The 12,087-nt window shown below is 59.9% G+C and carries 10 protein-coding genes; 6 read left to right on the plus strand and 4 right to left on the minus strand.

Annotation, left to right across the window (positions count from 1 at the left end; translation table 11 throughout):
* The first annotated feature begins 107 nt into the window (after nt 1-107).
* Nucleotides 108-911, plus strand: a complete 804-nt coding sequence (locus tag PMX72_RS04495; RefSeq protein WP_117655635.1) for a diguanylate cyclase domain-containing protein — start codon at nt 108-110, stop codon at nt 909-911.
* Between the two features lie 284 nt (nt 912-1,195).
* Here the strand turns inward: PMX72_RS04495 and PMX72_RS04500 are convergent, their stop codons facing one another.
* On the minus strand, nt 1,196-1,516 hold the full coding sequence (locus PMX72_RS04500; RefSeq protein WP_117635527.1) for a DUF3784 domain-containing protein: 321 nt from the start codon (nt 1,514-1,516) through the stop codon (nt 1,196-1,198).
* A 337-nt stretch (nt 1,517-1,853) separates the two neighbouring features.
* On the opposite strand from PMX72_RS04500, the gene PMX72_RS04505 reads away from it, so the two are divergent.
* The 5 genes from PMX72_RS04505 to PMX72_RS04525 all read left to right on the plus strand — a co-directional run bounded on the left by PMX72_RS04505 (nt 1,854) and on the right by PMX72_RS04525 (nt 6,160).
* Complete coding sequence (locus tag PMX72_RS04505; RefSeq protein WP_271729582.1) at nt 1,854-2,477, plus strand: flavodoxin family protein; 624 nt, start codon at nt 1,854-1,856, stop codon at nt 2,475-2,477.
* A 184-nt stretch (nt 2,478-2,661) separates the two neighbouring features.
* The gene (locus PMX72_RS04510; protein ID WP_271729581.1) at nt 2,662-3,003 is read left to right on the plus strand and encodes an arsenate reductase family protein; all 342 of its coding nucleotides are present in this window, start codon (nt 2,662-2,664) and stop codon (nt 3,001-3,003) included.
* Nucleotides 3,004-3,089: 86 nt separating this feature from the next.
* Complete coding sequence (locus PMX72_RS04515; protein ID WP_271729580.1) at nt 3,090-4,220, plus strand: GTP-binding protein; 1,131 nt, start codon at nt 3,090-3,092, stop codon at nt 4,218-4,220.
* A gap of 95 nt (nt 4,221-4,315) precedes the next feature.
* Nucleotides 4,316-4,915, plus strand: a complete 600-nt coding sequence (locus PMX72_RS04520; RefSeq protein WP_271729579.1) for a tRNA (cytidine(34)-2'-O)-methyltransferase — start codon at nt 4,316-4,318, stop codon at nt 4,913-4,915.
* 144 nt (nt 4,916-5,059) lie between these two features.
* A complete protein-coding gene (locus PMX72_RS04525) occupies nt 5,060-6,160 on the plus strand; it encodes an AAA family ATPase (RefSeq protein WP_271729578.1) in 1,101 nt (366 codons plus the stop codon).
* A gap of 40 nt (nt 6,161-6,200) precedes the next feature.
* On the opposite strand, the gene PMX72_RS04530 is transcribed toward PMX72_RS04525, so the two are convergent.
* From PMX72_RS04530 to PMX72_RS04540, 3 genes are all read right to left on the minus strand, one after another.
* Nucleotides 6,201-8,696: an excinuclease ABC subunit UvrA gene (locus PMX72_RS04530; RefSeq protein WP_271729577.1), complete on the minus strand. Its 2,496-nt coding sequence runs from the start codon at nt 8,694-8,696 to the stop codon at nt 6,201-6,203.
* Between the two features lie 10 nt (nt 8,697-8,706).
* On the minus strand, nt 8,707-9,825 hold the full coding sequence (locus PMX72_RS04535) for an AAA family ATPase (RefSeq protein ID WP_271729576.1): 1,119 nt from the start codon (nt 9,823-9,825) through the stop codon (nt 8,707-8,709).
* Nucleotides 9,826-9,918: 93 nt separating this feature from the next.
* Entirely contained in the window at nt 9,919-11,922 is a 2,004-nt protein-coding gene (locus PMX72_RS04540; protein WP_271729575.1) for a GTP-binding protein, read from the minus strand.
* Between the last annotated feature and the right edge of the window lie 165 nt (nt 11,923-12,087).

The following is a 12,087-nucleotide window of genomic DNA, read 5'->3' on the forward strand; positions in this document are numbered from 1 at the left end:
AGGCCTGGCGTTAGCATGTCGCGATTCAATCTCGAAAACAGCATTGCCCAGTTGACAAAACTATAGGAACACCCCCCTGCAACGACCGAGTGTTCCAAGCGATCTCCATGAGCTCCGAGACACGCTATCCGTTCATCATTAACCTCGACACCGGCGAATCGCAATGGTCGGTTAATGCCGTGCGCGATTTTGACCTACCCTCCCAGCATCCCTACAACTCGCTCGATATATGGCTTGCCCGTGTTCACCCCGAAGACCGCGACAACGTACGTGCCGAGCTCGATATGGTGGTAAACGGCACGTGGCACTTCCACTGCATGCAGTATCGCGTCATGAATACCGCCGGAAAATACGCGCTTTGCGACTGCACGGGTTACCGCCTGGACGGCACCGATACCGAGCCCAACATGTATGTGGGCATTGTCACCAACCGAAGCTTGGCAGATACGACCGATTCCGTGACCGGTCTGGGCGATATCCACGCCCTGGTCAACGCCATTGGCGAGATGCGTCGCGTGGCACGAAACGCGGGCTTGATCGCCATTAAAATCGACGAAATCGCACAGGTCAATGCCCGCTTTGGCTTTGATGCAGGCGACCGCGTTTTGGCAGAAAGCGCCGCCTGCCTCATGGATTGCTCGCGCGGCAAGGGTCGTCTGTTCCGCTCGACCGGACCGATGTTCGTGGCGCTCTTTGACGAACTTGATCCCGAAGAGACCGACGCGGTTGCAGACGAAATCGAACGGTTCTTGGGATCGCCCGTGCTCCTTGGCTCATTTGAATATCAGCCGCCCCTTCGCGTGGCGACGCTTCATCTGGACGCCGTCGACCGACAGCCCGTTTCCATTTTGAACGAACTCAATGCGCTGATTAAAGAGGCGCCGCAGGTACCGGGCACCAAGCTGGACTAGCGTTATGGGGCGCATGATGGTTAATTTCCGATCTCAACCGACCACATTGGGCAAATAGGTCGTACCCGCAGTTAGCCGAACGTCCCCGCAGTCCCTCCCGGGGCCCGGGGGCACCGTTTCGATACTCTTGGTTTACTTTGCCTGATGCAAATAAGTGCTCAACAAGATAGAACCTATCCCCCGCCACGGATATGCCCTCGAGTAAATCTGTTAAGCCAAGCCTACCAAATTCTATTGACAATTGGCTGCATTGGTCCATTTTGTCGTCCAGCCACTTCCGCTGGCTATCGCCTCATAAACACAAACCTAACGAGCCGCACGAACGACAAAGAGGCCAAGCTGAACAGAAGTAGAACCAAAACTTCAAAAACGCTGGTATTCCAATCGCGTACCCAGCCCTCTACCGCCCACAAGAAAAACAGCAGCCCCATCCATAACGTCACAGAAGAAATCAGCTTTGCGTAAGGGCGTATATCTATCTCGCTCTCCCTTTTTGTGACATCATATCCAGCAATTGAGCAGAGCCATCTTCCTCTTCGGTATTGGATTGAAAGGACAATCAAGGCAATCGAAGTCATCAAGCAAACAGCATCCTCTGTTTCCATAGAGTTTCCTTTGCTTTCCATCCTAGTTACGCATTCACAATCGAATCAAACCAAGTATGAATTACTCGATAGCAACCGCCTTAGTATAAACCATAGCCGCCGCAGCAGCAGCCCGCCTTCCAAGACCTCAAAGCTCGCCATCGAGGGCGACCCGCCCAGACCCCTTACAATCTGCTCGCACGAGGCCCCGCACTCCAACATCCTCTGGACCGTATCCCGCTCGTACCTGGTGAGCGAGCCTGCCGTGGGCCCTCGGGGCCGGCATCGCGCCCCACGCTATCTGCCCGCTCGTGAGATAATCCTCTGCAGAAGTCACCAACAGCAGAGGGAGTTTGTGATGAAGGTTCTTTTGGTCAACGGCAGTCCCAAGGCAAACGGCAATACCGCCCGCGCACTCGCCGAGGTCGCCGAGCAACTTAACGCCGAGGGCATCGATACCAAGGTGTTCCAGCTGGGCGCCAAGCCCATTCGCGACTGCATTGGCTGTGGTCAGTGCGGCAAGCTCGATTGCCGCTGCACCTTTGACGACGACGTGGTGAACGAGCTGATCGCCGCCGCCGAGCAGGCAGATGGCTTTGTCTTTGGCTCCCCCGTCTACTATGCGCATCCCAGTGGACGCATCCTCTCGGCCCTCGACCGCGCATTCTATGCTGGCAGCAAGGCCTTTGCGCACAAGCCGGGCGCCGCGGTCGCCGTCGCCCGCCGTGGCGGCACGTCGACCACCTTCGATGTACTCAACAAGTACTTCACTATCAACCAGATGCCCGTGGTGGCCTCCACGTACTGGAACAACGTCTTTGGTGCCATGCCGGGCGAGGCCGCCCAGGACGCCGAGGGCCTGGCCACCATGCGAAACATCGGCAAAAACATGGCCTGGCTCCTGCGCTGCATCGAGGCAGGCAAGGCTGCCGGCATCGAAGCCCCCGAGGCCGATCGCGAGCGCACCAACTTTATTCGATAAGTCCGGCGGCGGTCACCTCGATGTACCGTCAATGTCAGCGAAAAGCCAGCTGATGAGACAAGGTGCCTTGAAAGAGGAGGGCGCTGGGCTTTTGCCCGCGCCCGACGATTGAAAGGCAGATTGCCCATCAGATGGCTTTGCAGCGTCGAGGTGACCGCCGTTCGTTAGAACGGCGGAACATTATATGAACGTGCAAATTTTTGGCACCAAGAAGTCCTTCGATACCAAGAAGGCCCAGCGTTATTTTAAGGAGCGCCGCATTAAGGTGCAGTTTATTGACCTGAAGGAAAAGGAGATGAGCAAGGGCGAGCTCACGAGCGTGATACAGGCGGTTGGCGGCATCGACAAGCTGCTCAACCCCAAAGCCAAGGACGAGGAGACGCTCGCACTCATCCAGCACCTCACCCCCAGCCAGCGTTTCGATAAGCTGCTCGAGAACCAGCAGGTTCTGGCCGAGCCCATCGTGCGCAACGGCAAAAAGGCCACCGTCGGCTATTGTCCCGACGTGTGGGGAGCCTGGGAGTAGCCTGTGTTATTTGTCGGCACGTGGGTATAAGAGCAGACGTTTGACATAAGATTCAACTGTAAGCCATGTCTAACAAAGGAGGGCACATGCCCAACAAACCCGTGAAGATCATCATGCTTACCGGATACCTCGGTGCCGGCAAGACCACGCTGCTCAACCACATCCTCGCTAACGACGGCGGCATCCGCGCCGCCGTGATCGTCAACGATATCGGCGAGATCAACGTCGACGCCAGCCTCATCGCCGACGGCGGCCTTTCCGAGACCGACGACCTCATCCCGCTCACCAACGGCTGCATCTGCTGCACGCTTTCGGACGACCTGGCCAACCAGCTGCAAGGCATCGCCGATTCGGGCAAGTTCGACTACATCATCATCGAGGCCTCGGGTATTTGCGAGCCTATCCCCATCGCCTACACCATCTCGAGCTTCTGCGACGAGGCCAAGGTGGGCGGCGAGCCCAAGCTCGCGCTCGACAACATCGTGGCCGTGGTCGACTGCGCCCGCATGTACGACGAGTTCAACGGCGGTCGCGACCTGCTGGCCGAGGATATCGACGAGGACGACATCGAAAGCCTGCTCATCCAGCAGATCGAGTTTTGCTCCACGCTGATCCTCAACAAGACCGATACCGTGAGCCCTGAGCAGATCGCCGAGCTCAAGGCCATCGTGCGCAGCCTGCAGAAGGACGCCGTAATTGTCGAGGCCCAAAACGGCGAGGTCCCCATGGAGGAGCTGCTCGACACCGACCGCTTCGACTTTATGCGCGCCTACAACTCCGCTGCCTGGATCGAGGCCATGGAGCATCCCGAGGAGCACGACGACCCCGAGGTGCTCGAGTACGACATCGAGACCTTTGTGTACTCGCGCCGCAAGCCGTTCGACCTGCAGAAGTTCACCGATTTTGTTGAGCAGGAGTGGCCCGACGAGGTTATTCGCGTCAAAGGCCCGCTGTGGCAGAACGGTAATCCGGACATGTGCTACATGTTTGAGCAGGCCGGCCACCAGATGCGCCTGATGGAGAACGGTCTGTTTGTCGATTCTGCGCCCGAGGGCGAGAAGCAGAAGATTATCGACGAGAACCCCGAGATCATGCAGATTTGGGACGACGAGACGGGCGACCGCATGACGAGCCTGTGCATCATCGGCCGTCACATGGACAAGGACGCGCTCATCGCCGCCCTCGATGCCTGCCTGACCGACTGGCACCGCGCCTAGGTTTATCCAAGCGGGCATTTTTCCGCCTACGTAACCGCCAAACCACCACGAAGGTACCCTTCGTGGTGGTTTTTCGTTCTGAGCCAAGGAGATTCATGTTCAACATTGTGCTGTATGCGCCCGAGATTCCGGCCAATACGGGCAATATCGGCCGCACCTGCGTGGTTACCGGCGCCCGTCTGCATCTGGTGGAGCCGCTGGGGTTTTCGCTCGACGACAAGACGGTGCGTCGCGCCGGTCTGGGCTACTGGCAAAACTTGGACGTGACGACCTATGCCGGCTGGGAGGATTTCCTTGCGCGCAACGGCCTCTCCCCCGCCGACGAACGCCTGCACCTGCTGACCAAAAAGGCGCGCCGTACCTATGCGCAAAGTACCTACCGCGACGGCGACTTTTTGGTCTTTGGCAGCGAGGGCTCGGGGATTCCCGAGCCACTGCTTGCCGCGGCGTCCGAACGCTGCGAGCGCATCCCCATGCTACGCGATTGCGACTCACTCGATAACGCCGATGCCTGGGAGGCTCATGAGGAGTCGCTCGGGCATACCGAGGACAGCCACGAAGCCATCCTGCAGCAGGACATCTGCGGCAACTTCGTCAACCCGGATGACTACCGCATCAGCGCACTCAACCTCTCCAACAGCGCCGCCATCGTCCTCTACGAGGCCCTGCGCCAGGCAGGCTTTCCGGAAATGTGATAAAGGAACTGCCCCTTTGTCACATTCAAGCGCCACGTCGATGACACACATGCCTGATTGATGCTCTAAATAACGAACCATCACTTTTAATCAGAATTAACTAAAATAAAATGAAGTTAAACGGCGACGCGAAAGGATGGCATTGTGGAATACCTCGAAAACCCGTTTACCCCTAGCTTTGGCGAGGTTCCTGCCCATCTCGCTGGCAGACAACAGATTATTCGGGATTTGGACCGCGCCTTCTTGAGCCAGCGCAGGCGCCCGGAATTGACCTCGATCTTCTCAGGCGCGCGTGGAACCGGTAAAACCGCTCTCATGTCGTCGCTTGCGACAAGGGCGGAATCCCACGGCTGGATTGCCGTAAAGACGACCGCGCTCTCGGGAATGCTTGAGGAAATCGAGTTCGGGGCGAAACGTGCTGCAGGCCATCTTATCGACTCGTCCAGCCGCTTCGAAGTCACCGGTCTCGAAATTGCACCGCTCGGCAGCATCGAGGTCAATCGCGTCCACGATGCCTCAACCTGGCGTTATCGCATGAGTGACATCATCGACCAGCTCAACGAGGCGGGCGCCGGTTTGCTCATTACGGTTGACGAGGTGGACCCGACGCTCGACGAGATGATTCAGCTCGCAGCGACGTATCAGCACTTTGTGACCGATGGGAAACGCGTCGCGCTGCTCATGGCGGGACTTCCCAACAACGTCTCGACGTTGCTGAACCACAAGACGGTCTCGTTCCTTAGCCGCGCCCAACAATATCATCTGGGTCGCATCGCAGACCATGACGTACGCGAGGCCTTGATTCGCACAATCCAGGAAAACGATCGCCTGGCAGATGCTGGGGGAATCGATAGAGCCGTTCGCTCGATCTCTGGTTTTCCCTTCCTATTGCAACTCGTAGGCTACCGTGCCTGGGATCTCACAAGCGATTCGAAGGAAATCTCGTCACGCGACTTTGACCTGGGAATCAAAATCGCGCGCGACGAGATGGATGACCGAATCCTCGCGGCAACCTATCGGGAACTCACTGCAGAGGACAAGCGATTCCTCATCGCCATGCTCGATGACGAGGAAGAGTCCACCACCGCCGACCTTATCGAGCGCCTTAAGCGTTCGCCGCAACAGGTCTCCCGCTATCGACGTCGCATGATAGATGCCGGCATCATTGGAGAACGCGGGCGCGGAATCGTCGCTTTTGAATTGCCATTCTTCCGCGACTATCTCGCCGCTCAATGCGTGAAATAGAAGTCAATGTGACAAAGGGACTGCCCCTTTGTCACATTGACTATAGGTAGCGGCCGGTAATGCTCTTAGGGCAGGCCGCGATGTCGTCTGGCGTGCCGACGCAGACGATTTGCCCGCCCGCATCACCGCCGCCCGGGCCCATGTCGATCACGTAATCGGCGTTACGGATGAGGTCGAGATCGTGTTCGATCACGATAACCGTGGCGCCCTTGGCAACGAGTCCGTCAAACACGCTCAGCAGTACCTGAACATCGAGCGGATGCAGGCCGATGGTGGGCTCGTCGAACACGAATACGGCATCGTCCTGCACGCGGCCCATCTCGCTCGCAAGCTTAAGGCGCTGCGCCTCGCCGCCCGAGAGCGCCGGCGTGGGCTCGCCGAGAGTCAGATAGCCCAGCCCCAGGTCGTGAAGTGTCCGCAGGCGCGCCTGGACTTTCTTGAGTCCCACCGTGGCGTCGAGGGCCTCGTCCACACTCATGTCCATGAGCTGCGGCAACGTGAGCAGGCTCCCGTCCTTGCCCTCGCGATGAATATGCGAGGCCGCGTCTGCATAACGCGAGCCACGACATGCAGGACAGACAATCTCGACATCGGGCAAAAACTGCACGTCGAGCGATATCGAACCCGTGCCATCGCACGTAGGGCAACGCAAGGTGCCGGTGTTGTAGCTAAAGGCACCCGCCTTATACCCTGCCGCCTTGGCCTCGGGCGTACGGGCGAAGGCGCGGCGCAGCTCATCATGGATGTCGGCATAGGTCGCCACCGTCGAGCGCACGTTGGCGCCGATAGGCGTAGCGTCAATCAGATTTGCACGGGCAATGCCCTCGGCATCGACCCAACGCACGTGCCCCGGCAGGCGCTCGCCGGCTGCCTGCGCCTTGAGTGCCGGGATGAGCGTCTCGAGCACCAATGTCGTCTTGCCCGAACCCGAAACGCCCGTCACCGCGACAAAGCGGCCGCGCGGGATATCGACTTCGAGCGGTTTGACGGTATGGATGGTACCGGTCGCCATGCAGATATGGCCTTGGTCGAACATTTCGTCGTCAGCCACCTGCGGGCGCAAGCGCTTGGGGTCCGAGCGCAAGAACGGCGCGATGCGGCTACCCTGCGATTGTTCGACCTCGTCCACCGTACCGGCAGCGATTACATGACCGCCGCCTGCTCCGGCAACGGGACCCATCTCGACCAGATAGTCGGCTTCTGCCAGCACGCGCGTGTCATGGTCGACCACAACCACCGTGTTGCCGTCTGCAACCAGATCGCGCATCACGCCCACCAGGCCGTCGACATTGGCAGGATGCAAGCCGATCGAAGGCTCGTCCAGCACATACAGCACGCCCGTCGATCGGTTGCGCACCACGCGGGCGAGCTGCACACGCTGGCGCTCACCCGTGGAGAGCGTAGCACCGGCGCGGTCGAGCGAGAGGTAATCGAGCCCCAGGTCGACCAGGCGACGAGCCGTGCTCAAAAACGAATCGCAGATATCCACTGCCATGGGCTGCATCTCGGCCGGCAAGGATGCGGGCACCCCGCGCACCCACTCAATCGCCTCACCCAACGTCATGGCCGCGGCCTGCGCCAGATTGATACCGCGCACCTGGGGCTGGCGCGCAACCTCGGAGAGACGCGTGCCGCCGCAGTCACGGCACGGGCCCTCGCGCAAAAAGCGAGCCACGCGCTTTAGTCCCTTATCGTCCTTAACCTTGGCGAGCGCATTCTCGACCGTATAGACGGCGTTGTAATAGGTAAAGTCGAGCGGCGTGGCGCCCTCGCCGTTTTTGGGAACGTAGAGAATATGCTTCTTAACCGCCGGACCATGGAACACGATGTCGCGCTCTTGAGGTGTGAGCTGGTTAAACGGCACATCGGTACGCACACCCATCTCGCCGGCTACCTGCTTCATCAAGTCCCACATGAGCGTGCCCCAGGGAAGCACCGCGCCTTCGTTGATGGTCTTGGACTCGTCGGGCACCAGGCTCGCTTCGTCCACCTCGCGCATGACACCGGTACCGCCACAGGTGGGGCATGCACCGCCGCTATTGAAAGCCAAATCCTCGGCACTCGGCGCGTAGAACTCGCGGCCGCATGTCGAACACGTGAGCGACAGGCCTGCGGCCACGTTAAGGCTCGGCTCCACACGCGCCCCGCAATGTGGGCACACGTGATGGGCACAGCGGCTAAAGAGCAAACGCAGACTGTTGTTGAGCTCGGTCATGGTGCCAAAGGTCGAGCGTACGCCTGGCACACTAGGGCGCTGATGCAACGCGAGCGCCGCCGGCACGTGCAGCACTTCATCCACCTGAGCGTGCTCGGCCTGCGTCAGACGACGACGGGTATAGGTGCTGAGCGCCTCCAGGTAACGGCGCGAGCCCTCGGCATAAAGAACCCCCAGCGCCAGCGAACTCTTGCCCGACCCCGACACGCCGGCAATGCCCACGAGCCTTCCCAGCGGGATATCGATATCGATGTCCTTAAGGTTATGGACGCGCGCACCGCGCACCTCGATAGCTTGCGGGCTCATCTTCTGTTCCGTCACCTTTATCACCCTACTCATGCCATAAAACGCGGTCGCGGATATACTCGCCCAGCATGGGCACGGTAAACCGCACAAGGCCGTATCCGGCGGCCTCGATGACGCGCTCGCGAATCAGGCTTGCGCGATATTTACTCGCCCAGCTCTGAGTGCGATCGCAGCGCTCAATGATATCCGCCATGCGCGTCGGCTTACCCTCGTCAGTAGCCATGGCCTCGATAAAGAGGCGCTGTGGGGTACGCAGCCCGTAATACAGAGGCGCGTCGACCGCTTCGTAGAACTCGGAGACGGCATCCGCATGGCCATCCTCGACATCACAGCTTTCGATGATCTGCGAGCCACGCCGGACAGCAGAGCGCCACATGTAATATCCCACCAGCTGGACCATGTAGGGATGCCCCATACTCTTGCGCGCCGCAAGGTCCGCCGTCTCCGCATCAACGTAAAGACCGGCGTCCTTGACCGTCTGGACATATGAATCGCGCACCTTGGGCAAAGAAATCGCCCCCAGCGTACGCTGCTGAGCACGGCGCAAAAACGTCACGCTCGGCTCTTCGAGCAGGTCGTCAACCATACTGGGCAAGCCGGCAAATACCAGCGCAAGACCGCGCTGGTCGCTATCGGGCAGGCCCGTAGCATCCTGATCTCCGAGCACCTGCTGATAGAGAACGGCAAGGGCCGCCAGTTCCTCGATTGACGCAGATTGCGCCTCGTCAATCGCAAACAGGATGCCCTTGCCTGGACCGAGCTTCTTGAGGCGCTCGTTGACCAGCCCCCGTAGCGTCTCGCCCTTTGCCCGAGCCGCCTCGACCGACATCCGACCAAACGACGGCCCAAACTCCATTGACGTCACAACGGGTTTATTCGAGCGAAGCGCGTCGGCCAGGCGATCGCACAAGCCAAGCGAAGCAGAATCGGAGATAACCGCCCATCCGCGCTCGCTGGCTAGACGTTGCAGCTCTCGCAGGAGAACCGTTTTGCCGCAGCCGCGGTTTCCCGTAATGAGCATGAGCCTGCCCGGCGCCCCGGCGCCGTTATCAAGCCCTTCCTCAAAATCTTCGATGACCGACTCGCGACCGATGAGTATCGGAGGTCGTTTACCAGCCGTTGGCTTAAAGGGATTTGGGTTCATGTCGGCCTCCTCGGATTAGCAAACGCTGGTAATAGTTATACCAACTTATACCGAGTTATACCAACTCAATGTGACAAAGGGACTGTCCCTTTGTCACATGTGGCCGAAAAATTCCGCGTCGGCGGAGCGATAGGGGCGGAAAGTGGCGGGATCGACCTTTACGTGCGCCGCGGCGGGTACGTCGTACCATTTGACCGTGTAGCCGGCGCCGTGGGCGCAAAAGACCGAGTCGGGCGTGTTGGGCAGATCGGCCTCGGGCTCATAGGCGGCCGTCTCGATTACGCGCTCGGCATCATGGCAAGCCGCATAGCCGGCGAACTCCAGGTACAGATGACCGCGACCGCTCGTGTAGGCAGCCACCTCCAGCGCATAATCCTGCACCTCGGATGCCGGCGCGCGACCCACAAGCTTCGCCCGGTCTCCCGCCATCGTCGGCGGCTTGTACTCGGCGCCCATGCGCGTGGCATCCGAGAGCGCCCGGCCCACGCACTCCCCCGGCACCTCGAGCTCAAAGTGATACCACGGCTCCAGCAGCACGGCTGCGCCGACCTCACGCGCCTGCATCAAACCCTGGCGAATCGCGCGGTACGTGGCCTGGCGAAAATCGCCGCCCTCGGTGTGTTTGGCATGCGCGCGGCCGCCCGTAAGCGTAATGCGCACATCGGTGATGGGCGAGCCGGTCAGTGCGCCCAGGTGATCGCGCTCCATGGCGTTGGTGAGTGCCAAACGCTGCCAGTTAAGATCGAGCTTGTCGGTCGAGGTCACGGTGCCAAACTGCACGCCCGAACCCGCTGGCAACGGCTCCAGGCGCAAATGCACCTCGGCATAGTGGCGCAGCGGCTCAAAGTGGCCCACGCCCTCGACCGGCTGCGAAATAGTCTCCTTATAGAGAATGCCGCCAGACTCAAACTCAACCGAAAGGCCAAAGCGATCGACCAACACCCGCTGTACGACCTCGAGTTGCACGGCGCCCATCAACTGCAAATGAATCTGCTCAAGATGCGTATTCCAGCTTACGCCGAGCATAGGATCTTCATCCGCCAACTCAGTCAATGCTTTGAACACCGTGTGGACGTCGTGTTCGCCCGGAAGCACCGTATAGGTGAGAACTGGCGCAATGACGGGCGCATCGCACGCGGGTTCCGCGCCCAAGGCGTCCCCTGGGCGAACGTGCGCAAGACCCGTCACGGCACAAATACCGCCAGCGGCAACTTCTTGGGCAAGCTCATACTTCTCGCCGTTATAGATGCGCACCTGATCGACCTTTTGCTCCCATGCCTCGGCACCGGAGCGCCCCTCGATCATCTGCTTTGCATGCAGCGTGCCGCCGGTCACTTTTACCCAAGCCAAGCGCTCGCCGCGATCGCCGCGGCTGACGCGATAGACGCGCGCGGCGAACTCCGGCGGCCACGCCCTCTCACGCATCAGCGCGCACATGCCATCCAGCAGCTCGCCCACGCCCTGGTCCTTAAGCGCCGAGCCGGCAAAGCAAGGAAAGAGCCTGCGCTCGGCAACCATGCGCGAAAGCGTTGCGACGGAAAGCTCGCCTGTCTCAAGAAACTCCTCGAGGGCTGCCTCGTCCAACGCGGCAGCGTCCTCCCAAGCGGCACCGCCCGTCAGCAGTTCGTTGGCATCCAGACAGCCCTCGGAAAGACGCTGCCCAAGTTGCGTCAGTAAAACATCGCGGCCGGGATTCTCCAAATCGATTTTGTTGATATAGATGAACGTCGGGATGTCATAGCGTGCAAGCAGGCGCCACAGGGTTTCGGTGTGTCCCTGCACGCCGTCGTTGGCACCTACCACCAAAATCGCGTAGTCGAGCGCGCGTAACGTGCGCTCTGCCTCGGCTGAAAAATCCACGTGACCGGGGGCGTCCACGAGCATAACGTGGGTTTCGTCGTGATCGAGCACAGCCTGCGACGAGAAAATCGTGATGCCGCGCTCGCGTTCGATAGCGTTGGTATCCAGGTGCGAGTCGCCGTCGTCCACACGGCCGCGCTTGCGAATGCGACCTGCGCAGAACAGCATGGCCTCGGCCAGCGTAGTCTTGCCGGCATCGACATGCGCCAAGATTCCAACGACAGCTTGCTTCGACATGACTCTCCTCTTATTGCAAGCCCACCGCACGCGGCAACGGGCATTCTCGTTCCACACTGGATGATACAATTTACGGGCCGGCGGGCGAAGCGGGCCCTATCCCCCGACCGAGCTCATCGCCCTGCGTTGCCGCGCGGCGATTTTCGTAGGTTCGCGCCTTGCGAA

Source organism: Collinsella aerofaciens (assembly GCF_028207065.1).
Classification (GTDB): Bacteria; Actinomycetota; Coriobacteriia; order Coriobacteriales; family Coriobacteriaceae; genus Collinsella; species Collinsella aerofaciens_AR.

Bases quoted from the DNA above. Each gene is read 5' to 3' on its own strand.
- PMX72_RS04540 (WP_271729575.1), bottom strand. From the start codon at position 11,922: ATGTCGAAGCAAGCTGTCGTTGGAATCTTGGCGCATGTCGATGCCGGC.
- PMX72_RS04500 (WP_117635527.1), bottom strand. From the start codon at position 1,516: ATGGAAACAGAGGATGCTGTTTGCTTGATGACTTCGATTGCCTTGATT.
- PMX72_RS04535 (WP_271729576.1), bottom strand. From the start codon at position 9,825: ATGAACCCAAATCCCTTTAAGCCAACGGCTGGTAAACGACCTCCGATA.
- PMX72_RS04495 (WP_117655635.1), top strand. From the start codon at position 108: ATGAGCTCCGAGACACGCTATCCGTTCATCATTAACCTCGACACCGGC.
- PMX72_RS04520 (WP_271729579.1), top strand. From the start codon at position 4,316: ATGTTCAACATTGTGCTGTATGCGCCCGAGATTCCGGCCAATACGGGC.
- PMX72_RS04505 (WP_271729582.1), top strand. From the start codon at position 1,854: ATGAAGGTTCTTTTGGTCAACGGCAGTCCCAAGGCAAACGGCAATACC.
- PMX72_RS04510 (WP_271729581.1), top strand. From the start codon at position 2,662: ATGAACGTGCAAATTTTTGGCACCAAGAAGTCCTTCGATACCAAGAAG.
- PMX72_RS04515 (WP_271729580.1), top strand. From the start codon at position 3,090: ATGCCCAACAAACCCGTGAAGATCATCATGCTTACCGGATACCTCGGT.